The sequence below is a fragment of the Actinophytocola sp. genome (assembly GCF_036402745.1).
GTDB lineage: Bacteria > Actinomycetota > Actinomycetes > Mycobacteriales > Pseudonocardiaceae > Actinophytocola.
In genome coordinates this window covers 1-26,660 of sequence record NZ_DASWSJ010000397.1, presented here as the reverse complement: position 1 = coordinate 26,660, position 26,660 = coordinate 1, and the positions used below count along the sequence as shown (strand labels likewise).

Annotated in this window: 13 protein-coding genes and 2 pseudogenes; 3 read left to right on the top strand and 12 right to left on the bottom strand. The window is 72.5% G+C overall.

Annotation, left to right across the window (positions count from 1 at the left end):
- Positions 1–243: 243 nt before the first annotated feature.
- The 8 genes from VGD70_RS35320 to VGD70_RS35285 all read right to left on the bottom strand — a co-directional run bounded on the left by VGD70_RS35320 (position 244) and on the right by VGD70_RS35285 (position 9,064).
- Entirely contained in the window at positions 244–1,008 is a 765-nt protein-coding gene (locus VGD70_RS35320; protein ID WP_331089241.1) for an N-acetyltransferase, read from the bottom strand.
- Between the two features lie 17 nt (positions 1,009–1,025).
- Positions 1,026–1,796, bottom strand: a complete 771-nt coding sequence (locus tag VGD70_RS35315; RefSeq protein ID WP_331089239.1) for a hypothetical protein — start codon at positions 1,794–1,796, stop codon at positions 1,026–1,028.
- The gene (locus tag VGD70_RS35310; RefSeq protein WP_331089236.1) at positions 1,796–4,828 is read right to left on the bottom strand and encodes an amino acid adenylation domain-containing protein; all 3,033 of its coding nucleotides are present in this window, start codon (positions 4,826–4,828) and stop codon (positions 1,796–1,798) included. Before VGD70_RS35310 ends, VGD70_RS35315 begins: the two co-directional genes overlap by 1 nt.
- A gap of 250 nt (positions 4,829–5,078) precedes the next feature.
- On the bottom strand, positions 5,079–5,561 hold the full coding sequence (locus tag VGD70_RS35305; RefSeq protein ID WP_331089235.1) for a hypothetical protein: 483 nt from the start codon (positions 5,559–5,561) through the stop codon (positions 5,079–5,081).
- Entirely contained in the window at positions 5,558–6,451 is an 894-nt protein-coding gene (locus VGD70_RS35300) for a 3-hydroxybutyryl-CoA dehydrogenase (protein WP_331089234.1), read from the bottom strand. Before VGD70_RS35300 ends, VGD70_RS35305 begins: the two co-directional genes overlap by 4 nt.
- A gap of 5 nt (positions 6,452–6,456) precedes the next feature.
- On the bottom strand, positions 6,457–7,458 hold the full coding sequence (locus VGD70_RS35295) for a ketoacyl-ACP synthase III (protein WP_331089233.1): 1,002 nt from the start codon (positions 7,456–7,458) through the stop codon (positions 6,457–6,459).
- A gap of 253 nt (positions 7,459–7,711) precedes the next feature.
- Positions 7,712–8,254 carry an isopentenyl-diphosphate Delta-isomerase gene (idi, locus tag VGD70_RS35290; protein ID WP_331089232.1) on the bottom strand — a complete coding sequence of 181 codons (543 nt, stop codon included), beginning with the start codon at positions 8,252–8,254 and terminating at the stop codon, positions 7,712–7,714.
- Between the two features lie 36 nt (positions 8,255–8,290).
- A complete protein-coding gene (locus VGD70_RS35285; RefSeq protein ID WP_331089231.1) occupies positions 8,291–9,064 on the bottom strand; it encodes an AfsR/SARP family transcriptional regulator in 774 nt (257 codons plus the stop codon).
- Positions 9,065–9,441: 377 nt separating this feature from the next.
- On the opposite strand from VGD70_RS35285, the gene VGD70_RS35280 reads away from it, so the two are divergent.
- From VGD70_RS35280 to VGD70_RS35270, 3 genes are all read left to right on the top strand, one after another.
- Positions 9,442–10,026, top strand: coding sequence for a nuclear transport factor 2 family protein (locus VGD70_RS35280; RefSeq protein ID WP_331089230.1), 585 nt, complete (start codon positions 9,442–9,444; stop codon positions 10,024–10,026).
- A gap of 49 nt (positions 10,027–10,075) precedes the next feature.
- Positions 10,076–10,894, top strand: a complete 819-nt coding sequence (locus VGD70_RS35275) for an SDR family NAD(P)-dependent oxidoreductase (protein WP_331089228.1) — start codon at positions 10,076–10,078, stop codon at positions 10,892–10,894.
- 63 nt (positions 10,895–10,957) lie between these two features.
- Positions 10,958–11,962, top strand: coding sequence for an NAD-dependent epimerase/dehydratase family protein (locus tag VGD70_RS35270; RefSeq protein WP_331089226.1), 1,005 nt, complete (start codon positions 10,958–10,960; stop codon positions 11,960–11,962).
- A gap of 77 nt (positions 11,963–12,039) precedes the next feature.
- Here the strand turns inward: VGD70_RS35270 and VGD70_RS35265 are convergent, their stop codons facing one another.
- The 4 genes and pseudogenes from VGD70_RS35265 to VGD70_RS35250 form a co-directional block, all read right to left on the bottom strand.
- On the bottom strand, positions 12,040–13,599 hold the full coding sequence (locus VGD70_RS35265; protein WP_331089224.1) for a succinic semialdehyde dehydrogenase: 1,560 nt from the start codon (positions 13,597–13,599) through the stop codon (positions 12,040–12,042).
- Between the two features lie 207 nt (positions 13,600–13,806).
- Positions 13,807–19,185 (bottom strand): annotated as a pseudogene (locus VGD70_RS35260) (type I polyketide synthase); the annotation flags it as partial.
- Between the two features lie 181 nt (positions 19,186–19,366).
- Positions 19,367–23,974, bottom strand: a pseudogene (locus VGD70_RS35255) (type I polyketide synthase); the annotation flags it as partial.
- Between the two features lie 126 nt (positions 23,975–24,100).
- The gene (locus VGD70_RS35250; protein WP_331089218.1) at positions 24,101–26,323 is read right to left on the bottom strand and encodes an MMPL family transporter; all 2,223 of its coding nucleotides are present in this window, start codon (positions 26,321–26,323) and stop codon (positions 24,101–24,103) included.
- Positions 26,324–26,660 lie beyond the last annotated feature (337 nt).

The window sequence follows — 26,660 nt, the reverse complement described above, 5'->3', positions numbered from 1 at the left end:
CCATGTACCCGCCGATCGTCTCGATCAGCGCGGCGCGGTTGCGCATCTTCCGCGTCTTCTCCGCGGGGTTGACGGGAACCGTGCTGGTCATGTGGAGCACCTTCCATTCAAGGGTTACGGGCTAGTCCGCCTCCCCGGGATTAAAAGTGTGTGTTGCGTCCCGGCGAATGGTGCGGGTATCGAGGTGGATGGTGGTTGGGTGTCGTCACGGTCCCCTGAGGTTCCGGTGGTCGGCGCAGGACTTCACACGATGATCTGCGAGACAGGCCCTAGCCGGTGCCGAACCCACACGTTGGGTTCGATGTAGACAGCGCGGTCGTGCTCCACGCTGACCTCGACCGGGTTCAGTGCGCCGGGCACCGGCACCGGTCCGCTGGTGTCGAACGGCAGGCCGGTCCAGCCACGCCACTGGGCGAGGCTGCCGGAGATCGTCATCGAGACCGGGCAGACCTTGAGGACCTGCCCGCCCTCGCGCACGTGCACGCGCAGCCACGGGTCGGCCGGCAGCCCGTCCGGGCGGGTGCGCGCGGCGTACTCCGCCATCGGCACGTGCGGCTCGCGGTGCTTCTGGCTGGGCCGGACCGGCACCACCACGTCACCGAACCCGAAGCGGCGGGCGTTGGCGGCGACCGCGGCCAGCGCCCGCCCGGACAGGTTCCGCGCCCGCCGGCCCGGCAGCACCGCGACCTCGAGCGCGCACAGGGTGTTCAGCTCGCGGCCGTCGTAGGTGTCGAGCATGCTCAGGCGCAGCGCCTCGTCCCAGCCGGTGTCGGGCAGGCTCGCCGGGTCACCGTCCCACGCGAACGGCACGGTCGCCGCCCTGGCGACCACGTCGTTCCCGTCGAGCACCACGAGCTGGTGGCGGGCGTGCCGGTCGAACGCCCAGCCGATCAGCACCGGGTCGGGACGGATGTACGCCGGCCACTCCGCTTCCATCTCGAGCATCGCGGTCGTCAGGTCCGGCCGCTCGGCGAGGGTGGCCACCCGCAGGTCCGTCGCGATGGACATGGTTACCTCCCGGGTTCTCAGGCGGCCAGGCCGCGGGCGGGCAGCGGGTCGCTCGGCATGGCACCGCTCGCCGCGCCGTGCTCGCGCAGCAGGTCGAGGTACCGCGCCCGGGGGATGGGCACCGCGCCGATCAGCCGGGCGTGGTCGCCGTCGTGCTGCACGTCGACCGCGACGCCGCCGCTGTCCGCGACCCGGCGCACCAGGCAGGCGATCGCCACCTTGGCCGCGCCGCTGCGCAAAGTGAACTGCGAGTCGGCGCTGAACACCCCGCCGATCCGCACGCCGAACGTGCCGCCGACGAGCTCGTCGCCGTCCCACACCTCGACGCTGTGCGCGTGCCCCGACTCGTGCAGCCGGCGCAGGCTCGCCACCAGCCGGTCGGTCAGCCACCGCGGCTCCCGGCCGACCCGGCAGTGCCGCACCACCCGCTCGAAGCAGGCGTCGAGCGTGGTGGTCCAGTCCACCTTGTTGCGCAGCAGCTTGCGCAGGCTGCGCTGGATGCGGACCTGGTCGACGAAGATCACCGGCCGCGGGTCGGGCGAGCACCAGGCGACCGCGTACGGGTCCTCGCTCGCGCCGAGCACCGGCACCCGGCCCTCGTAGGCGAGCTCGCTCAGGATCTTCTGCTCGTCGGTGTCGGCCGGGAACGGGTACAGCCCGTGCCGGTAGGCGTCGAGCAGGGTGTGCGGGGTGAGGTCGTCGTGGAAGGCGACCGGGCCGTCGGCGGGCGCCTCGGTGAGGTCGAGCGTGTGCCACGGGGTCACGGTGTGCAGCAGAGGGGTGTCCATCACGCGGCTCGCAGGAAGTCGATGTCGGTCAGGTAGCCGATGTAGCTGTCGAGGATCGCGGCGTCGACCGGCGGGATCTCGATTCCGCTGCCGCGCAGCGCGTTCTCCACGTTGGTCCGGGTGAACACAGGGAACGTGGTCTCCAGGTACATCTCCGCGACGCTCATCCGGCCGGTCGCGCACCGGTCGATGAACAGCGGCGCGAACGGTGTCATCGGGTGGTCGGGCTGCTCCACCGCCACCCGCACCAGCTCGTCGAGCCACTCGGCCCACGACACCTCGCGGATGTCGTGACCGTGCACCCGCAGCCGGGCCACCAGCTCGGAGATGTTGGCCTTGCCCGGGTTGGTGAGGTGGTAGACCTCGCCCGCCGGCAGCGAGCCGGCGGCGATGTGCGCCACCGCGGCCGCGAACACGTCCACCGGCGTGTAGTCCAGCGGCAGCTCCGCGACCGGCGCGGTGCCGGTGTCGACGACGAACTTCTTCATCGCGCACATCTCGGTGGCGGTGTTCCACGCCCCGGTGACCCGGTCGCCGGAGATGTCGGCCGCCCGGTAGATCGCCACCGGCAGGCCCTGCGCCACGGCGTTGCGCAGCAGCGCCTCGGCGACCCACTTGCTCTCCACGTAGCCGACCGACAGGTGCTCGGCGTAGGCGGCCGGGGTGTCCTCGTCGACGTGCCCGACGCCCGCCGTGCCGAACCCGGCGATGACGGCCATCGTGGACGTGTAGTGGACGGGGATGTTGCGGTGCCGGCCGGCCATGCGGATGATCTCGCGGGTGCCGGCGACGTTGGCCGGGCGCAGGTGCGAGTAGGGGTAGATGAAGTTGACCCGCCCACCGGGGTGGTGGATCACGTCGACCGTGCGGGCCAGCTCGTCGAAGTCCTCTTCGGACAGCCCGAGCAGCGGCCGCTCGAGGTCGCCGGGGACTCCCACGATGCGGCCGGCCGCGCGGTGGGCGGCGAGGTCGTCGCGGAAGTAGTGCCGCGCGGTGGCCTGGACCCGGGCCAGCACCGCGTCGGCGTCCTCGGCGCGCACCAGGCAGTGCACCACGGCGTCCGTTGTGGACAGTAACTCGCGCAGCAGGTAGACGCCGAGGAAGCCGGTGGCGCCGGTGAGGAAGATGTGCTCGGGGTCCTGCCAGCGGGGCGGGTCGGTCACGGTCTGCCGGATCGGCACGGCCAGCTCGGACTCGGCGGCGAAGTCGACGGGCTTGCGGGTGTCGTCGCCGGCGAGCGTGCCGGCCCGGGCGGCCTGCACGGCGAGCGCGAAGCTGCGCAGCGTCGCGTCCTCGAGCAGCAGCCGGATCAGCGGGCGCACCTGGGTGATGAGCACGCCGAACGCGCCGCGCACCTTGGCCAGCAGCTCCGCGGCGAGGATCGAGTTCCCGCCCAGGGCGAAGAAGTTGTCGTGCGGGCCCACCCTGTCCAGCTCGAGCACCTGGCACCACAGCCGCGCCACCCCGCGCTCGAACAGGCTGACGACCGTCGAGTCGTCCGCCTCGGTGGTCGCCGGCTCGGTGGTCGGCGCGGGCAGCGCGGCGAGGTCGACCTTGCCGTTGGACTTCTCCGGCAGCTCGGGCAGCGCCACGAACGCCGTGGGCACCAGGTAGTCCGGCAGGTACCCGGCCACGAACTCCCGCAGCTCCCCGGCCCCGAGCGAGCGCGGCGCGCCGGCCGGGGAGGTGTAGTAGGCGACCAGGCGGCGCTGGCCGCCCTGCTCGTAGTCGGTCACCGCGACGTTGTCGACCAGCTCGTGCGCCGCCAGCGTCGCCTCGATCTCGCCGGGTTCCACGCGGAAGCCGCGGATCTTGACCTGCCGGTCGAGCCGCCCGACGACCTCGAGGTTCCCCTCCCGGGTCCACGCGCCGAGGTCGCCCGTGCGGTACATCCGCGCGCCGGGCCGGTCCGCGAACGGGTCCGGCACGAACCGGTCGCGGGCACCTGCGTCCGCGGTGAGGTAGCGCGCCACGCCCCGCCCGCCGATGTAGATCTCGCCGCGCTCCCCCGGCCCGACCGGGCGCAGCAGCTCGTCGAGCACGTGGACGGTGGTGCCCGGCAGCGGCGGGCCGACCGGGGCCGCGCCGCGCGCCGGCAGCACGTCGGCGGTCAGGTCGAGGACGCACGAGGTGATCGTGGTCTCGGTAAGGCCGTAGGCGTTGACGAGCCGCACGTCCGGCATCAGCTCCAGCGCGGTGCGGCAGTCCTCGGCACGCACGGCCTCGCCGCCCACGATCGCCAGCCGCACCGGCAGCGCGCCCGGGTGTGCGGCGACCTCGGAGAGGAAGCGGCGCCAGTAGGCCGGGGTGAGGTCCATGACCGTGACCCCGTGCCGGCGCAGCCGGTCCGGCAGCTCGCTCGGCGCCCAGGCCAGGTCCGGCAGCACGAGCGTCGCGCCGCCCACCAGCGCGACCGTGATCTGCTCGATCGAGGTGTCGAAGGACAGCGCGCCGAACTGCAGGACCCGGTCGGCCGGGGTGATCCCGTACCACCCGACGAGCTCGCCGATCACGTAGCTCAGCGAGTCGTGGTCGACCACCACGCCCTTCGGCGTGCCCGTCGACCCCGAGGTGTAGATGACGTAGGCGGCGTCCGAGCCGGCCACCGGCGTGTTCGGCGCGTCCGCCGGGTATCCGGCGCCGGCGGCCACCGTGATGGCCGTGTCCAGGACCGCGGCGAAGCGGTGCGTGTCCCGCGCGTGGGTGATGACCGTGGCGCAGCCGGTCTCCTCGACGAACGTCTCGATCCGGCTGTCCGGCACGCCGGGCTCCACCGGCAGGTACGCACCGCCGGCCTTCAGGACGGCGAGCAGGGCCACGATGGTGTCGATGGACCGTTCCAGGTGGACCATGACGACCGAGCCCGGCCCGGTTCCGTTGTCGCGGAGGAAGTTCGCCAGCTGGTTGGCACGCTCGTCCAGCTCGGCGTAGCTGATCTGCTGGTCTCCGGACACGACCGCGATGCCGCCGGGTTGCGACGCGGCGCGCGCGGCGAACAGGTCATGGACATTCGACTGCCGACGGATGTTCATGTAACCCCTTTGGTACGAAATACGGTGAGCAGGCGGACCCGCTGCCGAAACCCATCTGCCATTATGTGCTGTCTTCACGGTCCGTCCGTTTAACGGTATGAACGAACCTCGAATCCGCCTCGCGACGCGGTCGCACCAGGTCGGGTTTCCATTTCGTTCCGGTGCACGCGGAAGTGCCCTGAATGCCTCGGCGAGACATTCAGGGCACTTCCTGTGGTACCCGGACGGCATTGTCCGTCGGCGCGCACGGTTATGCGGCCCGCACCCATTCGGTGAAGCTGTCGAGGTCCGGCAGGACGACCGAGGCGAAGGCCCGCACGAGGAAGTCGTCGGCCTCGCCGGTGATGGCCACGACGGTGCTGCCGCCCCGGCGGGCCACCTGCACCTCGGCCACGGAGTCGGCGACGCTCTCCCGGTCCGGCAGCCACGCGACGCACACCTCGCTGCCGGCCGCGAGCCCGGTCAGCCGGTGGAACTCGGCGAGCCCCGCGGGCCCGTCGGGCACCGGTTCGCCCGTGCCGTACCACGCCTCGACGGGGTCGTGCACCAGCGCACGCGGGTGGTGGGTGCGGATCGCACCGGCCAGCCGCAGCCGCAGGTCCCGGTCGAGGGCCCGCGGCCCGCGGCGGACCCCGTGGGTGAGGCCCACCAGGTAGTAGGAACGCTGCGCGGTCGCGGGTCCGCCCGCCCGCATCCGCAGCCGGTAGTCGGCGAAGTCGGTGTTCAGCGTCATGCGGCGGCCTTCATCGTGGTGCCGGCGGCCGGGGCGTAGTCGTAGAACCCGCGGCCGGACTTCTTGCCGAGGAGCCCCGCCGAGACCATCCGGGCCAGCAGCGGCGGCGGTGAGTAGTGCTGCTCGCGGTACTCGCCGTAGAGCGACTCGCTGATCGCCTCCACGATGTCCAGGCCGATGAGGTCGATCAGGCCGAACGGCCCCATCGGGTGCGCGCAGCCGAGCTTCATGGCCTTGTCGATGTCCGCCAGCGACGCCATGCCCGACTCGTACATGCGGATCGCGGAGAGCAGGTACGGGATCAGCAGCGCGTTGACCACGAACCCGGACCGGTCCTTCGTGCGCACCACCTGCTTGCCCAGCACCCCGGTCACGAAGGCCTCCGCCGTCGTGGCGGTCTCCTCCTCGGTGAGCACCGAGCCGACGAGCTCCACCAGCGGCAGCACGGTGACCGGGTTGAAGAAGTGCGTGCCGATCACCTTGCCCGGCCGGTCGGTGACCCGGCCGAGCTGGATGATCGGGAACGACGAGGTGTTGGAGCCGAGGACCGCCTGCTCGTCCTCGACCACCTTGTCCAGCGTCGCGAACACGTCCAGCTTCACCGACTCCCGCTCGGGGCCGGCCTCGATGACGAACTGGCGGTCGGCGAAGTCGCGGAGGTCGGCGGTGAAGGACACCCGCCGCAGCGCGGCCTCCCGGTCGGCCTCGGCGAGCTTTCCCTTGCGGGCGGCGGTGTCCAGCGAGCGGACCAGCCGCTCCCGGCCGGCCGCCACCCGGCCCGGCCGGGACACCGCCACGAGCACGTCGAGCCCGGCACGCGCGCAGACCTCGGCGAGGCCGGCGCCCATCACCCCGCACCCGACGACGCCCACGCGTCGAATCCTGTTCATGCAGATCACTTCCCTGTGCTAAACGCGGCCCAGCGCAGCAGGCACGCACCCATGGATATGCCGCCACCGAACCCGAGGAGCAGGACGAGGTCCCCGTCGGCGAGCCGGCCGGCCCGGTTGGCCTCGTCGAGCGTCACCGGGATCGAGGCGCTGCCGACGTTGCCGTACTTCTCGACGGTGCGGTGGGTTCGCGCACCGGTCAGCCCGCACCGCTCGACGAGCTGGTCCAGCAGCACGCCGTTCGCCTGGTGCGGCACGACGTGGTCGACGTCGACCACGGTCGTGCCCGCGCGGGCCAGGAGCTTGTCCACGAACGGCGGCACCTCGTGCAGGACGATCTCGGTGACGTCCCGGCCCTTCATCCGGAAGAAGTGCCCGCCGCTCGCCAGGGTCTTCGCCGAGGCCGGGTGCCGGCTGCCGCCCGCCTCCACCCGGATCAGGTCGTGCGCGTCGCCCCGGCTGGCCAGGTCGAACTCGACGACCCCGCGGGACTCCGGCACCGCGCCGACGACCGCGGCGCCGGCACCGTCGCCGAACAGCACGGCCGTGCTCCGGTCGTCGAAGTCCAGGATGCGTGAGTACAGGTCCGCGCCGACGACCAGCGCGTGCGCGCCGGGCCGGTTGGCCACGAGGGTCCGCGCCAGCACGACGGCGTGCACGAAGCCCGCGCACACCGCGTTGACGTCGAAGCACGCCGCGCCGTACGCGCCGAGGAGGTCCTGCACGAGGCACGCCGTCGGCGGCTGCGGGTAGTCACCGGTCGACGTCGACACGATGAGGTAGTCGACCCGGTCGACCGACAGCCCGGCGTGCTCGAGGGCGTTGGCCGCGGCCCTGGCCGCGAGGTCTGAGGTCGCTTCGCCGGCACTGGCGAAGCGGCGGGAGCGGATGGCGGTCTTGCCGACGATCCGGTCGGCGGTGGTACCGGGGACACGCTGGGCGAGCTCCCCGTTCGTCACCGTCCACTCAGGCACGTAGGACCCGGTACCGATAATTCCGATGGACACCGATCCTCCTGGCTCAGCTTTCTGTTCTCAATTGATCGGCCGTCGACTTACCACGTGGTTACCGGACGCTGGAGGGTATCCGCGGCCGGCTCGCAAGTCATCTCATGGTGCATCGAGAGCAGAGCAATTGGCAATGAAGCCCGCCACGATTAACGGCAATTCACGCGAGCATTTACCGGCGATTGCCCCGGCGCCTTACCGAACAATGGGCGGCGGCTTCGCGATACCCGGGAACCGGCCACTTGCGGGTGGCTCAGGCCGCGGGCACCGCGGTGTCGGCCACCGGCCAGCGGGTCGGGTCCGCACCGAGCGCGCTGAGCTCGGCCACCTGCAGGCGGCACCACGGCGGCACGGTGATGTCGCCGGCCCGCACGGCGTAGACGAAGTCGGCCCAGCCGACCCACTCGAAGTCGCCGACCTCGACCGGGTCCGGGCGCGGGGGCTCGTCGGTCACCACCCGGTAGACCGGGCAGAGCTCACTCTCGACCACGCCGACACCGGTCGTCACCCGGTACCGGAACGCGGGCAGGACCAGCTCCGCCGCGGCCGAGCGCAGGCCGAGTTCGCCGCCCAGCGCGCGGGCGACCGCGCCGGCGAGCGACTCCCCCTGCGCGGGGTGGCCGTAGCAGGAGTTGGTCCACACCCCCGGCCAGGTCTTCTTCGTGTGCCCCCGCATGGTCAGCAGGAGCCGCGCGTCACCGGTGAACACGAAGCAGGAGAACGCGCGCCGCACCGGCGGGCGCAACTGGCGCACCGGCGGCTGCCCCTGCTCGTCGAACGACTCGACCCGTTCCATCTGGTCCCTGCCTTTCGTCCTCTCGGCCGGCTGATGTCAGGCGTAGGCGGGAACCTGGATCGACGCGTCGTGTTCCAGGATCATGTGCTGCAACGCCTGCAGCTCGGGTCCGGGCTCGATGCCGAGCCCGTCGACGAGGGCGGTCCTGGTCCTGCGGTAGACGTTGAGCGCGTCGACCTGGCGGCCCGACCGGTAGAGGGCCAGCATGAACTGGATGCAGAGCCGCTCGCGCAGCGGCTCGGCGGCGGTGAGCACCTCCAGCTCCGGGGTGATCTCCCGGTGCCGGCCGCACAGCAGCTCGGCGTCGAAGCAGTCCTCCAGGGCGGTCAGCCGCTCGTCCTCGATCGCGCTCAGCTCCGACCACGTGGTGCCGGACTCGACCAGGTCGGCGAGTGCTCGCCCGCGCCAGAGGCTCAGCGCCTCGCGGAACAGGTGGGTACCGTGTCCGGGCGAGCCGGACGCCACCGCGTCCCGTCCTTTGTGGACAAGTCGGCGGAACTGGTACATGTCGACGTCGACCGGGTCCACCCTGAGCTGGTAGCCGGGGGCGAGCGTGATCAGCTCGGCGGAACAGCCCGGCCCGGCGGCGGCCAGCATCCGCCGGATGGCGGACACGGCGTTCTGCACCATCTTGCGCGCGGTCGACGGGGGCTGGAGGTCCCAGAGGGCGTTCAGCATCCTGCTGTTGGGTACCACCTGGTTCGCGTGCAGGAGCAGATAGCCGAGGACAGCGCGTTGTTTGACGCCGCCCAGATCTATCTGCGCGGAGTCGTCGCTGACTTCCAATGATCCAAGTAAGTGAAATCTCATGGCTATTCACTCCGACTACTGAACTGTGCCCGTGGCCCATCCAAAGGGGTCCGCCGGGTGCGCGGACTGATGATTCATAGTCACACGGCGAGTCACTGCCAGGGAACCCCCTCAAGGTCGGCTCAAGCGCCGCGACACGGCCGACCACGATCAAATACGGTAGCCGAACCCGCAGGTCAACACCACTGCCATGGCCACTTCCGTGAAGAACACACGGTGCCGCGATGATCCGCTCAGAGGAAAGTCGGGCACTTTCCCATCCCGGCAGATGACGACCACACTGGCCGCGTGCCGCCGTCCGGCAGCACAATTCTTGATGACAACAGTGATGCTCCCAACCAGCGGCGGTACGCCGGAATCCGGCAGGAGGAACAACCATGGCCACACCTATTGCCAGGGCCACGTCCAAGAAGTCCGAGGCGCTGGATCCCGCGTTCCTGCAGGACTGGGCGGACCGCAACATGGCCGCCTGGGACGCGATGGACGGGGAGGCCGTGGCGGACACCTGCACCGACGACGTCGTCTGGCTCGACCCGAGCGTGCCGGGGCCGATGCGCGGGCGGAAGGAACTGATCAAGTTCGTCAACGCCCTCGCGACGTCCTACCCGGACCTGAAGGTGACCCGGGAGAGCAACCCCATCCCCTCGCCGGTCGAGCAGCTCGGCATCGCCCGCTACACCATGACCGGGACGCTGACCCGGCTGTGGCCGTACACCAACCTGGCGGCGACCGGGCAGGCGATGTCCGTGCGGTGCATCGACGAGTGGCGGTTCCGGGACGGGCTGCTCGCGCACAACGTGACCATCTACGACTGCCTCACCACCGCCCGCCAGCTCGGCATCGTGCCGCCGCCGGGGACGGTCGGCGCCAAGATCATGAGCAAGGTGCAGCACCTGCGCGCCCGCAGGCTGCGCGAGAGGGCCGCCTGCCCCGCCTGTGGCTTCCAGAAGCACAACCACTGACCAAACGTTCTTGCCTGCCGGCGGAGCCCCGAGTCACCAGGGACCCCTCATGAAACTGATCGGCCGTACCGTCCTGATCACGGGCGCATCCAGTGGCATCGGCGAGGCGGTGGCCCGTGCCGCGCACGCTCGTGGCGCCACCGTGCTGCTGGTCGCCCGGGGTGAGGTCAAGCTCAAGGCCATGTCCGACGAGCTCGGTATCCGCGCGCACGCCTACCCCTGCGACGTCGGCGACCCCGCGGCCGTCGCCGCCCTGGCCGAGACCGTCCGGCAGGACGGGCGCGACGTCGACGTCCTGGTGAACAACGCCGGCTCCGGGCGCTGGGTGTCCATTGAGGACGCCGACCCGGCCGAGCTGCTGGACATGGCGAAGGTGCCGTACCTGGCGGCGCTCATGGCGACCCGCGCCTTCGTCGGCGGCATGCTGGACCGCCGCGCCGGCTGGATCGTCACGGTCAACTCCGGCATATCCCGCGCGGTCTGGCCGGGGGCGGTCGGCTACGCGAGTGCGCGCTGGGCCCTGCGCGGGCTCGACCTCGCGCTCAAGAGCGACCTGCGCGGCACGGGGGTCGGCGTCACCGAGATCGTCCTCGGCACGGTGAGCAGCAGCTACTTCGCGAACAACCCCGGTTCGGAGGACAAGCTGCCGAAGGTCGCCCGCATGGTGCCGACCGTGACCCCGGAGCAGGTGGCCGACGCGGTCTGCAAGGCGATCGAGCGGCGGCGCGGCACGGTCATCCTGCCCTGGCAGATGAAGTTCGTCGCCATGTCCAGCCAGCACATGCCCCGGATGAACCACTTCATGCTCTGGCTGACCGGGGCCCGGCGGTCCGCCCGCAGACGCGCGGCCGCCTCTTCCACCAGCTGAACCCGCATCGCGACCGGGGACAACCGAGATCGTCCGAGCAGTGCAATATGAGGAGTTGGAGAGATGTCCGAGCGAGTGTTGGTGACGGGTGCGTCCGGGTTCGTGGCCGGCCACGTCATCGCCGAGCTGCGGTCGCACGGCTACGCCGTCCGGGGCACCGCGCGGCGGCCCGTCGACGGGCTGGACGACGTGGTCACCGCCGACCTGTCACACGACGACGGGTGGGCGGCCGCGGTCGACGGCTGCGACTACGTCCTGCACGTCGCGTCCCCGTTCCCGCCCAACGCACCCAAGTCCGAGGACGAGCTGATCCGCCCGGCCGTCGACGGGACGCGGCGCGTGCTCAAGGCCGCGACGGACGCCGGCGTCAAGCGGGTGGTGATGACGTCCTCGGTGGTGGCCGTGAGCAGCGGGCACCCCAACGGGCCCGTGCGAACCGAGGCTGACTGGTCCAAGGTGGACAGCAGCACGCCGTACTCGAGGAGCAAGACGCTGGCCGAGCTCGCGGCGTGGGACTTCGTCTCACAGTCCGATGTGGAGCTCGTGACGCTCGCCCCGGGCATGGTGTTCGGCCCGCTGCGCGACACCTCGGTCGGCACGTCGGTGAAGATGGTGCTTCGGCTGCTCACCCGCAACGTGCCGGCGTCGGTGATGATGGGTTTCGCGCCGGTCGACGTGCGGGACGTCGCGACCGCCCAGCGGCTCGCGCTGGAGACGCCGGCCGCGGCCGGCAACCGGTACATCCTCGCGGGCGAGCACATGTGGATGCGGGACATCGCGGCCATCCTGGCCGAGGAGTTCAACCCGCAGGGCTACCGGGTGCCGACGGGCGCGCTGCCGACGTGGTTCGCCCGGGTGATGGCGCGGTTCGACCCGACGGTGCGCCAGGCGCTGGACCACGTGGGGCGGATCGAGCGGGTGAGCTCGGCGAAGGCCCGGATCGAGCTCGGCTGGACGATGCGCCCCGCCCGCGACAGCATCCTCGACACCGCGTACAGCCTCGTCGAGCTGGGTCTGGCCCCGAACCCGTCGAAGAAGAAGGCCACGGCGCAAGAGGCCACGGTCTAGCCGGGTCCGATGTGGACCGTCGATGACGCACGACCGCCGCGGCCGAGCCCATGGGCCGGCCGCGGCGGTCGCGATCCTCACTTGAGTCGTAGTGCCTTCATGATGTTGTAGATCATGGTGACCTGGCGGGCCTGCTGCTTGTGGGTCACGCCGGGCTTGGGGTCGAAGCCGATCCCGTGCTGGCTCGCGACGATCTGCACGTCGCACATGGACAGCAGGCCCTGCTCGCCGTGGCGGCGGCCGTAGCCGGAGGCCTTGCGGCCGCCCATGGGGGCGTCGTAGGAGATGTGCGTGGACACGTAGCCCTCGTTGATGTTCACGGCACCGGAGTTGATCCGCTCGGCCAGGCCGCGGGCGCGGGCGACGTCCTCGGTCCAGATGCTGGCGTTGAGGCCGTACTCGGTGGCGTTGGCCAGCCGCAGCGCCTCGTCCTCGTCGGCGAACGGGTACACCGACACCACGGGCCCGAAGGTCTCCTCGGTGTAGATCTCCGCGGCCGGGGTCACCCCGGTGAGGACGGTGGGCTCGTAGTGGCACGGCCCCAGGTCCGGGCGGGCCCGGCCGCCGACCTCGACCCGGGCGCCGTGCGCGACGGCGTCCTCGACGTGGCGCGCGGTCTTCGCCAGCTGCCGCGGCGAGCTGAGCGAGCCGACGTCGTAGCCGAAGTCGAGCCCGGAGCCGATCCGCAGCGTGCGGGTGTGCGCGACCAGCCGGTCCACAAAGGTCCGGTACAGGTCGCGGTGCACGTAGATCCGCTCGGCGCACAGGCACATCTGACCGCCGCTGACGAACGCGGCCCGCGCCGCCGCCGGGACGACCTTGGCCAGGTCGGCGTCGGAGAGCACGAGCATCGGGTTCTTGCCGCCGAGTTGCATCGTCGCGCCGATCATCCGCGCCGCCGCCGCCACCGCGATCTGCCGGCCGGCCGCGTTCCCGCCGGTGAAGCACACATGGTCGGCGCCGTCGATCAGACTGTCCCCGATGTCGGCCGGCTCGCCGATCACGATCTGCCACAGCCCGGCCGGCAGGCCGGCCTTGACCAGCAGCTCCCGCGCCAGCAGCGGGGTCAGCGCGGTCTGCGTGTCCGGCTTGAACACCACGCCGTTGCCCGCGATCAACGCCGGGATCACGTCACAGATCCCGTCCGACAGCGGGTAGTTGAACGGGGAGATCACCGACACCACACCCTTGGGGTGCCGCAGCTCGGTCACCCTCGTGGCGAACGGCAGCCCACCCTTGCGCCGGCGCGGCTCCAGGAACGCCGGCGCGTTCCGCGCGTAGTACAGCGACATGCCCGCGACGTCGAGGGTCTCCTCGAACGCGGTGAACCGGGTCTTGCCCGTCTGGACCTGGATGAGATCCATCAGCTGCTTGTTCCGCAGCACCAGGTCGTAGTAACGCAGGAACACCTTCGCCCGCTCCGCCGGCGCGACCGCGGCCCATCTCGCCTGCGCGGCCCGGGCCCTGGCGAACGCGGCGACGACATCCTGCGGGCTCGAGGTGACCATGTCGACCAGCGGCTCGCCGGTCCACGGTGCGTAGGCCGTCTCGACGGGCCCGGTCCCGGTCAGCATCCCGGCGAGGCGGCGGGTCGTGGCCTCGGGAAGCAGCGGCTTCCTGCTGAGTGAGAGAGTCACGTGTCTTTGTCCTTCCGGTGACGCGGAACGCGCGGCCTTTGTCCGGATAAGTAGACAGGTGTTAACTTTCGCTGGCATCAACTTTCGCTTGAGCCCGTGGGGAAAACGGCTCGCATGTTGGTCGCGGGCGTCTACACAGGACTCGGTGCGGGCACGCACCTGTGCCCCCCGGCGAAACTCGCCGGGGGGCAGGCAGTGTCGAGTTGGTCAGCCGGCCAGCGTCCGCACTCCGGAGGGCAGCCGCGGCTCCAGGTACGCCACCAGCGAGGTCAGGTTCGGGTGGTCGAACACCAGCGTGGGCGGCAGCGGCAGCTCGGTCGCGACGGCCAGCCGGTTGCGCAGCTCGACCGAGGCCAGCGAGTCGAAGCCCAGCTCGTCGAACCGCAGCTCCGGGTCCACCTGGTCGGCGGCGCTGTGCCCGAGCGAGGCGGCCACCTCGGCCTTGACCAGCTCGAGCAGTGTCTCCTCGCGCGCGTCGTCGGCGACACCGGCCAGCGTCTCCGCCCACGACCTGGTGGACGTCGCCCGCTCCCCCGCGCTGCGCCGGGTGGTCCGCACCAGCCCACGGAACAGCGGCGGGCATCCCGACCCGAGCGCGGCCAGCGCCGACGTGTCGAGCTTGAGCGGCACGACGCTGTCTCGGTCCGCGACGAGCGCGGCGTCGAGCCGGGCCATGCCCTCCTCCGCCGGCAGCGTGAGGAAGCCGGCGCGGGCCATCCGGGACCGCTCGACGTCGCCGAGCTTGCCGGCCATCCCCTCCGACAGCGACCACGGGCCCCACGCGAGGGACACCGCGGGCAGGCCGAGCGCGCGGCGGTGCGCGGCGAGCGCGTCGAGGAAGGCGTTGGCGGCCGCGTAGTTCGCCTGGCCGGGGTTGCCGAGCACGCCGGCGAGCGAGGAGAACAGCACGAACGCCGCGAGGTCCAGGTCCTTGGTGAGCTCGTGGAGGTTCCAGACCGCGTCCACCTTCGGCCGCAGCACGGCGTCCACCCGGTCCGGGGTGAGCGAGGACAGCACGCCGTCGTCGGTGACGCCCGCGGTGTGGATCACCGCGGTCAGCGGGTGGTCCGCCGGCACGGCGGCCAGCACCGCGGCGAGCGCGTCGCGGTCGGCGGCGTCGCAGGACGCGATCTCCACCCGGGCGCCCAGCCCGGTCAGCTCCGCGGCCAGCTCCGGCGCGCCGGGGGCGTCCGGGCCGCGGCGGCTGGTGAGCAGCAGGTGCCGCACGCCGTGCTCGGTGACCAGGTGCCGGGCGGTCAGCGCGCCGAGCGCACCGGTGCCGCCGGTGATCAGGACGGTCCCGCCGGCGGCGAACACCGCCTTCTGCTCGCCGGGGCGCAACCGGCCGAGCCGCGCCAGATGCGCGGCGCCGTCCCGCACCACGATCTGCTGCTCCTCGCTGCCGAGCAGGCCCGGCAGCAGGTGCCGGTCGGCGTCGGCGACGTCCACCAGCGTGATCCGGCCCGGGTTCTCCGACTGGGCCGAGCGGACCATGCCGACCACGGCCGCCGCCGGCAGGTCGGTCACCGCCTCGCCGGTCAGTCCCTGCGCGCCGTCGGTCACCACGACCAGCCGGGACGCGGCGAGCCGCTCGTCGCCGGACCAGGTCTGCAGGGCGTGCAACGCGCGGTGGGTGGCCGCCCGGGTCGCCTCGGCGACATCGGTGCCATCGGCGCCGGCCTCGCCACGCACGGTCAGGATCACCGCGTCAGGCGTGGGCGTGCCGCCGGCGACGGCCTCGGCGAGCGCGTCCAGGTCGGCGTAGCCGTCGGGGCCGATCTCCGCGGTGGTGAGCTCGGGGGTCTGCGCGGGGGTGGCCAGCCGGGTCCAGCTCGTGCCGAGCAGCGCGTCGATGCCGCGGTGGTAGGCGGCGTCCGCCTGGTCGTGCGACATCGCCCGGCCGGCCATCGCGCGGACGTGCGCCACCGGCCGGCCGTGCTGGTCCGCCAGCAGGATCTCCACCGCGGACTCGTCGGTCGGCAGCATCCGTACCCGCAGCGCGGTCGCCCCGGTGGCGTACAGGTGCACCCCGGACCAGGCGAAGCCGACCGCGACGCTGTCGTCGAGGTACTCGGACGCGCCGAGGATCAGCACGTGCATGGCGGAGTCCAGCAACCCCGGGTGCAGGTTGAACTCCTTGGTCTCCTCGACGTACTCCTCCGGCAGCCACACCTCGGAGTACAGGTCCTCGCCGACCACATAGGAGGCCTTCAGCCCGCGGAAGTGCGGCCCGAAGGTGTAGCCCTCCTTCAGGAACCGGTCGTACAGGTCGCCCAGCTCGATCGGGACCGCGCCGGCGGGCGGCCACTCGGTCATCTCGGTGCGCTCCGGCGGCACGGTCGGCCGGGGCATCGTCGCGGTGTTCGCCAGCGCCCCGCTGGCGTTGCGGGTCCAGCCCCACTCGGCCGGCGCGTCGTCGAACCGGGAGTACACGGTGAACCGCCGGTAGCCGGCCTGGTCGGGCGCGCCGACCACGAACCGGACCGCGCAGCCACCCTCGTCCGGCACCACCAGCGGCGTCTCGAGCACCATCTCCTCGAGGAAGTCGCAGCCGACCTGGTTGCCGGCCTCGATGGCCATCTCCACGTACCCGGTGCCCGGCACGATCACCCGGCCGAGCAGCGTGTGGCCGACCAGCCAGGGGTGGGTGCGCAGCGACAGCCGGCCGGTGAGGATGACGTCGTCGGACTCCGGCAGGGTCACCGCGGCGCTGAGCATGTTGTGCTTGACCGGCACCAGGCCAAGGCCCGACGCGTCGCCGCCGTGCGCCCCCGGCTTGAGCCAGAACCGCTGGTGCGCGAAGGCATACGTGGGCAGGTCGACCCGCCGCCCGCCGGCGAGCACCGCGGCCCAGTCCGGCCCCGCCCCGCTGACGTGCAGGCCGGACAGCGCCTCCAGCAGCGTGCCGACCTCGTCGCGGTTCCCGCGCAGCGCGGGCACCAGCACCGCGGGTGTCTCCAGGCACTGGCCGGCCATGCCGGTCAGCACCGCGTCCGGGCCCACCTCCAGGTACCGGGTCACGCCCAGCCCGGCCAGCGTGCCCACCGCGTCGGCGAACCGGACCGCGCCACGGGCCTGTCCCACCCAGTAGTCCGCGTCCACCGCGTCGATCAGCTCACCGGTCACCGTGGACACCAGCGGGATGCCCGGCGCGTCGTAGGTGAGCCCTGCGGCGACCTCGCGGAAGGCGGCCAGCATCGGGTCCATGAGCGAGGAGTGGAACGCGTGGCTGACCGCCAGCCGCTTGGTCTTGTGACCCCGCTCGGCCAGCGCCGCCGCGATGTCCACAACGGACCGCTCGGGTCCGGAGAGCACCACGGCCGCGGGACCGTTCACCCCGGCGACGCTCACGTCGCCGGTGAGCAGCGGGGCGACGTCGGCCTCGGTGGCGCCGATCGCCACCATCGCGCCGCCCGCGGGCAGCTCCTGCATCAGCCGGCCGCGCGCGGCCACCAGCGCGGCGGCGTCGGGCAGCGACAGCACGCCGGCCACGTGCGCCGCGGCCAGCTCGCCGATCGAGTGCCCCGCCACGTAGTCCGGCCGCAGGCCCCAGGTCTCGAACAGCCGGAACAGGGCCACCTCGACGGCGAAGAGCGCCGGCTGGGTGAACCCGGTCTGCTCCAGCGCCTCCGGCTCGGTCCCCCAGACCACGTCCTTCAGCGGGCGCGGCAGGTGCGCGTCCAGCTCGGCGGTCACCGCGTCGAACGCGGCGGCGAACCCGGGGAACGCGGCGTGCAGCTCGCGCCCCATGCCGATCCGCTGCGCGCCCTGGCCGGTGAACAGCCACGCGGTCTTGCCGCCCTGCCGGGTGGAGCCGGACAGCACGCCGGGCCTTCCCTCGGCCACCGCGGCGAGCCCGTCGAGCAGCTCGGCCCGGTCGGCGCCGAGGACCACGGCCCGGTGCTCCAGCGCCGCCCTCGTGGTGGCCAGCGAGTAGCCGACGTCGACCGGCGCCAGCCCGTCCCGTTCCTCCACAAAGGACGCGAGGCGGGCGGCCTGGTTCCGCAGCCCGTCAGCGGACCGCGCGGACAGCACCCATGGCACTGTGTTGGATTGGCTCGCTCCGCTCGCCGGTGAGTGGGCCTTGACCCGGTGTCTTCCCTCCTGCGCTGCTCGGTCGCTCGTGGCCGAGCTCCCTGCGCTGCTCGTCAGTCCAGACACCGGCGGCCCACTCACGAGCCGCGAACCCGGCTGGGCCTCGGGCTCGGCGGCCGGGGCTTCGGGTGCCTGCTCGATGATCACGTGCACGTTGGTGCCGGTGACCCCGAACGACGAGATCCCGGCCCGGCGCGGCGCCCCGGTCTCCGGCCACTCCCGCGCCTCGGTGAGCAGCCGCACGCCGCCGGTGGACCAGTCGACCTCGGGGGTCGGCTCGTCCACGTGCAGCGTCCGCGGCAGCGTCCCGTTCCGCATGGCCTGCACCATCTTGATCACGCCGCCGACGCCGGCCGCCGCGATCGCGTGCCCCATGTTCGACTTGATCGAGCCGAGCCACAGTGGACGGTCGGCCGGCCGGTCCGCGCCGTAGGTGGCGAGCAGCGCCTGCGCCTCGATCGGGTCGCCGAGCGTGGTGCCGGTGCCGTGCGCCTCCACGGCGTCGACGTCCCGGGTGGACAGCCGGGCGTCGGCGAGCGCGGCCCGGATGACCCGCTCCTGGGAGGGGCCGTTCGGCGCGGACAGCCCGTTCGACGCGCCGTCGGAGTTCACCGCGGTGCCGCGCACCACGGCGTGGACCTGGTGGCCGTTGCGGATCGCGTCGGACAGCTTCTCCACCACGAGGATGCCGACACCCTCGCACCAGCCGGTGCCGTCGGCCGAGGCGGCGAACGACCTGCACCGGCCGTCGGAGGACAGCCCGCCCTGGCGGCCGAAGTCGAAGAACGCCGAGGGCGTGGACATGACGGTCACGCCGCCGGCGAGGGCCAGGTCGCACTCGCCGTTGCGTAACGCGTGCGCGGCCTGGTGCAGCGCGACCAGCGAGCTGGAGCACGCGGTGTCCACCGTGACCGTGGGGCCGACCAGGCCCAGCACGTAGGAGATCCGGCCGGAGCCGGCCGCGGGGGCGGCGCCGGTGTTGTAGTAGCCGCCGAGGTCCTCGTCGCTGGACATCATCAGGGTGCCGTAGTCGTCGCCGTTGATGCCGGCGAACACCCCGGTCTGGCTGCCGCGCAGGGAAACCGGGTCGATGCCGGCGTGCTCGAGCGCCTCCCACGAGGTCTCGAGCAGCAGCCGCTGCTGCGGACTCATCGCCAGCGCCTCGCGCGGGCTCACGCCGAAGAAGCCCGCGTCGAAGCCGGCCACGTCGGGCAGGAAGCCGCCGCGGCCAGAACCCGTCGAGTCCAGCCCGAAGCGCTCGGACAGCGCGTCCCAGCCGCGGTCGGTCGGGTACGGGCCGGTGGCGTCCACCCCGCCCGCGACCAGCTGCCACAGCTCGTCCGGCCCGTGCGCGGTCGGGTACCGGCAGCCCATGCCGACGATCGCGATCGGCTCCGGCTGCCTGGTCTGCAACTCGCGCAACTGCTCCCGGGTCCGCGTTAAGTCCGCGGTGACCCGCTTGAGGTACTCGAGGAGCTTGTCGTCGGTCATGTGAGCCTCATTCTGAATTGGTCCCTCACGCCACGCCGAGGTCGTCGATCAGCGCGAACACGTCCTCGGCGGACGCCACCCTCAGCCTGTCCTCGACGGAGGTGACGTTGCCCGCGTTCGCCGTGCCGTTGAGTGCCTGCTTGTTCAGCTCGGTCACCAGTGCCTGCAGCCGGGAGGTGATCCGGGTGCGCTCGATCTCGTGGGCCGGCAGGCCGGCGGCGACCTGCTCCAGAGCGTCCAATGTAGACAGGACTGGGTCGCCCGCGGCGCTGCCCAGGCCGAGCCGGTCACGCAGGAAGGTGGCCAGGTCCGCCGGGTTCGGGTGGTCGAACACCATGGTGGCCGGCAGGCTGAGCCCGGTGGCCGCGCCGAGCTGGTCGCGCAGCTCGACCGCGGCGAGCGAGTCGAAGCCCAGCTCCCGGAACGCCGCGTGCGGCGCCACGGCGTCGGCCGTGTCGTGCCGCAGCACCGCGGCCGCCCGCGCCCGCACCAGCTCGACCAGCGCACGTTCCTGGTCCTCTTCGGACAGTGCGGACAGCGTGCGCACCAGGTCGGCGGCACCGGCGTCCGGCTCGACCGCCGACTCGGCGGCCAGCACGGCGACGGCGGCCGGCACCCCGCGCAGCAGCGGGCGCGGCCGGGCCAGGGTGTAGGTCGGCACGAACCGGGCCCAGTCGATGGCGGCGACGACCAGGTTCGGCTGCCCCTGCTCGACCACCTGCCGCAACGCCTCGACCGCGAGCCGTGGCTCCATCGGGTCGAGGCCGTAGCGGCTCAGGTCGCCCTCGGCGGCCATGCTGTCGCCACCCCACGCACCCCAGGCGACCGACGTCGCGGCCTTGCCGGCGGCGCGGCGGCGCTCGGCCAGCGCGTCGACGTAGGCGTTGGCGGCGCCGTACGCGGCCTGGTGTCCGCTCCCCCAGATCGCCGCCCCGGAGGAGAACAGGACGAACGCGTCCAGGTCCAGGTCGGCGGTCAGCTCGTCGAGGAGGCGGGCGCCGTCGAGCTTGGCGCGGCCGGTCTCGGTGAAGTCCGCGACGGTGGTCTCGGCCAGCGCCACGGGTACCGGCAGGGCGCTGGCCGCGTGCAGCACGGCGGTCAGCGGGCGGTCCGCCGGGATCGAGTCGAGGACGGCCGCGAGCGCGTCGCGGTCGGCCACGTCGCAGGCGGCCACGGTGACCTGGGTGCCGAGCGCCGTCAGCTCCCCGGTCAGCTCGGCCGCCCCCGGGGCGTCGGCGCCGCGGCGGCTGGTGAGCACCAGGTGCTCGGCGCCGTTCGCGGCCAGCCAGCGGGCCAGGTGCGCGCCGATCCCGCCGGTGCCGCCGGTGACCAGGACGGTGCCCCGCGGCCGCCACGGCGTGGTCGGCGCGGCGGGATCGGCGGGCGCGGGCGCCATGCGCCGCGCGAATATCCCGCCGGCGCGCACCGCGAGCTGGTCCTCGTCCCCGATGGACAGTGCGGCGCACAGCAGGCGCACGGCGGCCGGGTCGGTGCCGGGCAGGTCGACCAGGCCGCCCCAGCGCTCGGGCAGGTCGAGGGCGAGCACCGTGCCCATCCCCCACACCATGGCCTGCTCCGGGCAGGGCGGGCCATCGGCATCGCCGACGGTCACCGCGCCGGTGGTGACGCACCACAGCGGTGCGGTCACCTCGAGGTCACCCAGGGCCTGGACGAGTGGGATCGAGGCCGCACCCGGGTCGTCGCCGAGCGCGAGCAGGGACACGACTCCGTCCACATCGGACACGCTGGGGCGGAGTGCGTCGGCGATCGCGCCGCGGTCCGGCGTGTCGAGCTCGACCCGCACCACGTCGGCGCCGTGCTCGGCGAGGCCGTCGGCGACCGCGGCCGGCCCGTCGCCCGCGCCGACCACCAGCCAGCGACCGGACAGCGAGACCGACGTCGGCGCCGGCAGGCGGTCCCACCCGATCCGGTACCGCCATGAGTCCACTGTGGACTGCTCGGTGGCGTGCCGGCGCCACGTGGACAGCCCCGGCAGCACGGCGGCCAGCGCGGCCGGGTCGACGGCCAGCCGCTCGGCCAGCGCGTCGGCGTCGGCCCCGTCCACGAGCTGCCAGAAGGCGGCCGCGGCCGGGTCCGCGGCGACGCGCCGCTCGGCCGGCTCCAGCCAGTAGCGCCGGCGGGTGAAGGCGTAGGTGGGCAGGTCGACCACGCCGGCGCCGTGCGGGGCGAAGAAGGCCGGCCAGTCGACCGGGACGCCCTGGCAGTGCAGGGCGGCCAGCGCCTCGACCGCGGTCCGGTCCCCCGGGTGCTTCCTGCGCTGGGTGGCGAGGAAGGTGGCGTCCGGCGCGCTCTCGGGCCCCATGGCGGCCAGCACGGCGTCCGGACCCAGCTCGACGAACGTGCGCACGCCGTCGGCCGTCAGGGCCCGGACCGCGTCGGCGAACCGGACGGTCTGCGCGACGTTGCGGATCCAGTGCTCCGGGGTGGACAGGTCGGCCGGCGCACCGGTGACGGTGGACACGACCGGGATGCTCGGGTCCGCATAGGACAGACCGGCGGCGACCCGGGCGAAGTCGGCCAGCATCGGCGCCATCAGCGGCGAGTGGAACGCGTGGCTCACGGCCAGTCTGCTGGTCTTGCGACCCTGCTCCTCGAGAACGGCCGCGAGGTCCAGCACGGCCCGCTCGGGACCGGAGATCACCACGGAGGTCGGCCCGTTGACCGCCGCGACGCCGACGTCGTCGGTGAGCAGTGGGGCGATCTCGTCCTCGGTGGCCTGGACGGCGACCATCGCGCCACCGGCCGGCAGGGCCTGCATCAGCCGGGCCCTCGCGGTGACCAGCGTCGCGGCGTCGGTCAGCGACAGGACGCCGGCGGCGTGCGCCGCGGCCAGCTCCCCGATCGAATGGCCGGCCAGGTAGTCCGGTCGCACCCCCCAGGACCGGAACAGGCGGTACAGCGCGACCTCGACGGCGAACAAGCCGGGCTGGGTGAACGTGGTCTGGTTGAGCAGCTCCGCGTCCTCGCCCCACAGCACGTCGCGCAGCGGCCGGTCCATGTGCTCGTCCAGCGCGGCGAGCACCTCGGTGAACGCGTCGGCGAACACCGGGAACGCCTCGGCCAGCTCGCGGCCCATGCCGACGCGCTGCGCGCCCTGCCCCGAGAACAGGAAGGCGAGCCGGCCGGCGGCGGTGGCGCGTGGTGGCTGGTGGCCCGCCGCGACGTCGGCCAGGGTGGCGAGCAGCGCGTCCCGGCCGGTGCCGGTGACCGCGGCGCGGTGCTCGAAGTGGGTACGGGTGGTGGCCAGCGAGTAGCCGACGTCCGCGGCCGACAGCTCCGGTCGCGCGGCCAGGTGGTCCTGGAGTGCGGCGGCCTGCGCGCGCAGGGCGGCCGGGGTCTTGGCGGACAGCACCCACGGCAGCACGGGCAGGTCGGCCGGGTCCGGGATCGAGTTGGCGTTCTCCACCTGCGGGGCGGCCTCGATGATCACGTGGCTGTTGGTGCCGGACAGGCCGAACGAGGAGACCGCGGCCCGGCGCGGGCGGCCGGCGTCGGGCCACGGCCGGGCCTCGGTCAGCAGCCGCACCGTGCCCCGCGACCAGTCGACCTGCGGGGTGGGTTCGTCCACGTGCAGGGTCTGCGGGAGCAGGCCGTGCCGGATGGCCTGGACCATCTTGATGATGCCGGCCACCCCGGCCGCGGCCTGGGCGTGGCCGAAGTTGGACTTGATCGAGCCGAGCCAGAGCGGCGTGTCGCGGTCGCGGCCGTAGGTGGCCAGCAATGCCTGAGCCTCGATGGGGTCGCCGAGCCTGGTGCCGGTGCCGTGCGCCTCCACCACGTCGACGTCCTTTGTGGACAGTCCGGCGTCGGTGAGCGCGGCGCGGATGACCCGCTCCTGGGACGGGCCGTTGGGGGCGGTGAGGCCGTTGGACGCGCCGTCCTGGTTGACCGCGGAGCCGCGGACCACGGCCAGCACCCGGTGCCCGTTGCGCCGCGCGTCGGACAGCCGCTCCAGCACCAGCACGCCGACACCCTCGGCCCACCCCGTCCCGTCCGCCGCCGCGGCGAACGACCGGCACCGGCCGCCCGCCGCGAGGCCACCCTGGCGGGCGAACTCGTTGAACGAGCTCGGCGTGGACATCACGCTCACGCCGCCGGCGAGCGCCAGCCCGCAGTCCCCCCGGCGCAGCGCCTGCGCGGCCAGGTGCACCGCCACCAGCGACGAGGAGCACGCGGTGTCCACGGTGAGCGACGGGCCGGTGAGGCCGAACGCGTAGGACACCCGCCCGGAGGCGACGGCCGGCGTGATGCCGGTGCTGATGTAGCCGCCGAGGTCCTCATCCGACAGCAGCACCGGGATCCCGTAGTCCTCGCCCATCAGGCCGGTGAACACGCCGGTCGTGGCCCGCCGGGCGACGTCGTGGTCGATCCTGGCGTGTTCGAGCGCGGCCCAGGACACCTCGAGCAGCACCCGCTGCTGCGGGCTCATCCCGGTCGCCTCGCGCGGGCTGATGCCGAAGAAGCCGGCGTCGAACTCGGTTGCTCCGGCGAGGAACCCGCCCGAGGAGGACAGGACGGACTCCATGCCGAAGATCCGCGCGAAGGTGTCCCAGCCGCGGTCGGCCGGGAACGGGGTGATCCCGTCCCGGCCTTCGGCCACCGCGGCCCACAAGCCGTCCGGGTCCTCGACACCGCCCGGATACCGGCATGCCATGCCGATGATCGCGATCGGTTCCCTTGCCGCCTCGACGAGGTCCGCGTTCTCCCGCCGGAGGCTCTCGTTGTCCTTCAGCGATGAACGCAGTGCCTCGACCAACTCATCAGACGTGGCCATACCGTCCCCAAGCGCCTCGGATTTGTCGCCGCCCTACCTCTGCGGTCGCGTCGACATTACGCACGCGAGGTATCTCGGCAGGCAGTTGTCGGTAATCAGCGGGGTAAGTGAAATGGTGTTTCAGTTGACCGTGACGCGTGGCCTCGCCGGCGGCTCGACCGGCGGCTCGGCCGGCTCCGCCGGCGGCGCGGACTCGCTGAGCCCGATCTTGTCGTGCAGCCGGCGCAGCGGGCGGGGAGCCCACCAGGCGGCCTTGCCGAGCAGGCGCATCCCCGCGGGCACGAGCACGCCGCGGATCAGCGTCGCGTCGATCATGATGGCCAGGCCGGTGCCGATGCCGAACATCTGGATGAAGCTCACCCCGCCGGTGCCGAAGGCGAAGAAGTTGACCGCGATCAGCACGGCCGCGGTGGACACGATCCGGCCGGTGTGCGAAAGCCCGTCAACCACCGCGGCGCGCCGGCCGAGGCCGAGGTCGTGGCCCTCCTTGATCCGGCTGAGCACGAAGACCTCGTAGTCCATGGAGAGCCCGAACGCGATGCAGAACAGCAGCATCAGCATGCTCGTGTCCAGCGGCATCGGGGTGAAGCCGAGGAAGTCGGACAGCCAGCCCTCCTGGAAGATCAGCACCATCACGCCGATCGTCGCGGACAGCCCGAGCACGTTGAACACCAGCGCGCGGATCGGCTGCAACACGCTGCCGGTGAACAGGAACAGCAGGATGAACGTGCTCAGCGCGATCAGGCCCGCGGTCATCGGGAGCCGGCTGCCGATGGACTCCTTGCTGTCCATCAGCACCGCGGCCGGGCCACCGACCTGAGGCTCCACCCCGGTCGGACCCGCGGTCGTGCGGATGGTGCGGACCAGGTCCTGGGCCCCGGTCGAGCGGGACTCGTCCTTGGTGATCACCGAAATCCGCTGCACGTCGGGCTTTCCCATGGCCGCGTCGGCCGGTGAGGTGCCACGGCTCGCGCCGTTGACGAACGCCCCGGCGCTGGACTCGACCCGGGCCACGTCGGGCAGCGCGGACAGCCGGCCGGCGTACTCGGCGACCCGGGTCGGCGACACCTGGTCGGACACGACGACCTGGATCGCCCTGCTGCTGTCGTCCGGGAAGTGGCCGCGCAGGGTGTCGCCGACCACCCGGGTCTGCGCCGAGGTGGGCAGCACCCGGTCGTCCGGCGTGCCGAACGCGGACTGCAGCATCGGCAGCGCGCCGAGGACCAGCACCGCGATGACCGGCAGCGCGCAGAGCACCGGCCGGGCGGAGACCACGGCGGCGACCCGGCGCCAGAACGGGGACACCGCGCTCGGCGTCTTCTTGAACCACGGCAGCCGGCCGGCGTTGACCCGGTAGCCCAGCGCCTTCAGCAGGGCGGGCAGCACCACGATCGAGGAGACCATCGCGATGAGGACCACCGCGATGCCGGCGTAGGCGAACGAGCGCAGGAAGTACAGCGGGAACACCGTCAGCACGGCCAGCGCGACCGCCACCGTCAGGCCGCTGAACACGATCGTGCGCCCGGCCGTCTGCACGGTGCGGATGACCGCGTTCTCGATGCTCCGGCCGGCGTTCAACTCCTCCCGGAACCGGCTGACCATCAGCAGCGCGTAGTCGACGGCGAGGCCGAGGCTCAGCGCGGTGGTCAGGTTGATCGAGTAGATGGACACGTCGGTGGCCGACGCGATCCCGGACAGCGCGGCGAAGGTGCCGAAGACGGTCACCGCGCCGATGAGCAGCGGGAGGATGGCGGCGACCAGGCTGCCGAACGCCAACACGAGCAGGATCAGGATGATCGGCACGGCGATGCCCTCGGCCAGGGCCAGGTCCTTGCCGACCTGGGTGCCGCTGTCGACGGCCATCATCGCCGGGCCGCCGAAGGTGAGGTCGAACGCCGCCGGGGCCCTGTCCGCGTACTTCTTCGTGAACGCCTCGGTCGCGGCGGCGCTCCTGTCGGCCAGCTTGATCGCGATCAGCGCCTGCTTGCCGTCGTCGGAGCGCAGGCTCGGCGCGCGCGTCCCCCAGTAGGAGATCGCCTCCGAGACGGCGGGGTCGTCCGCGATCTGCGACGCCAGGGTGGCAGCCGGGGCACTCACGGGCGCGTCGTCGACCGTCCCCGCGTTGGCGGACACCATCGCGACGACGTCGACGTCACCCCCGAACCTGTCGTCGATGACCGCCTGAACCTTGGAGGACTCCGCGTTCGGGTCGGTGAAACCGTCGGGCTTCAGCTTGCCGAAGGCGGTGAACCCCACCGCCGCGGCCGCGATCAGTGCGAGCAGGCCCACGATCAGAATCCCGCGGGCGCGGGTGGCGGCGAAGCGCCCAATGGCTGTGAACATGACAGCTACGCCCCTGACGACGTTCGAGAATGAATGAGTGCTTCCACGCTCCCAGCCGCCATCTCGCGGAGTCAACGAAACGGCACTCTTTCGGGCGAAGTCATGAGCGGTGGCCAGCGGCGACGTGAGGTGCTCAGGCCGGGTATATGAATAATTCATGATCGGCCCTGGACAGAGAAGTCGCCCCCGAAAATGCGGTTCTTCACCACATTGTTCGGGGGCGAAATCAGCGGGCTCGGCAGCCGCCACGGCTGTTGGCGGCGGTCACCCCTCGGGCTGGGACGCCAGCTCCCGGGCCTCCGGCTCGGACACCGGCTCGTCCTTGTGCGCGTGGTGG

What these genes read in the sequence shown, in the direction of transcription:
- VGD70_RS35250 (WP_331089218.1), bottom strand. Translation starts at nt 26,323, where the DNA reads ATGTTCACAGCCATTGGGCGCTTCGCCGCCACCCGCGCCCGCGGGATT.
- VGD70_RS35285 (WP_331089231.1), bottom strand. Translation starts at nt 9,064, where the DNA reads ATGAGATTTCACTTACTTGGATCATTGGAAGTCAGCGACGACTCCGCG.
- VGD70_RS35280 (WP_331089230.1), top strand. Translation starts at nt 9,442, where the DNA reads ATGGCCACACCTATTGCCAGGGCCACGTCCAAGAAGTCCGAGGCGCTG.
- VGD70_RS35305 (WP_331089235.1), bottom strand. Translation starts at nt 5,561, where the DNA reads ATGACGCTGAACACCGACTTCGCCGACTACCGGCTGCGGATGCGGGCG.
- VGD70_RS35310 (WP_331089236.1), bottom strand. Translation starts at nt 4,828, where the DNA reads ATGAACATCCGTCGGCAGTCGAATGTCCATGACCTGTTCGCCGCGCGC.
- VGD70_RS35275 (WP_331089228.1), top strand. Translation starts at nt 10,076, where the DNA reads ATGAAACTGATCGGCCGTACCGTCCTGATCACGGGCGCATCCAGTGGC.
- idi (WP_331089232.1), bottom strand. Translation starts at nt 8,254, where the DNA reads ATGGAACGGGTCGAGTCGTTCGACGAGCAGGGGCAGCCGCCGGTGCGC.
- VGD70_RS35300 (WP_331089234.1), bottom strand. Translation starts at nt 6,451, where the DNA reads ATGAACAGGATTCGACGCGTGGGCGTCGTCGGGTGCGGGGTGATGGGC.
- VGD70_RS35320 (WP_331089241.1), bottom strand. Translation starts at nt 1,008, where the DNA reads ATGTCCATCGCGACGGACCTGCGGGTGGCCACCCTCGCCGAGCGGCCG.
- VGD70_RS35270 (WP_331089226.1), top strand. Translation starts at nt 10,958, where the DNA reads ATGTCCGAGCGAGTGTTGGTGACGGGTGCGTCCGGGTTCGTGGCCGGC.
- VGD70_RS35315 (WP_331089239.1), bottom strand. Translation starts at nt 1,796, where the DNA reads ATGGACACCCCTCTGCTGCACACCGTGACCCCGTGGCACACGCTCGAC.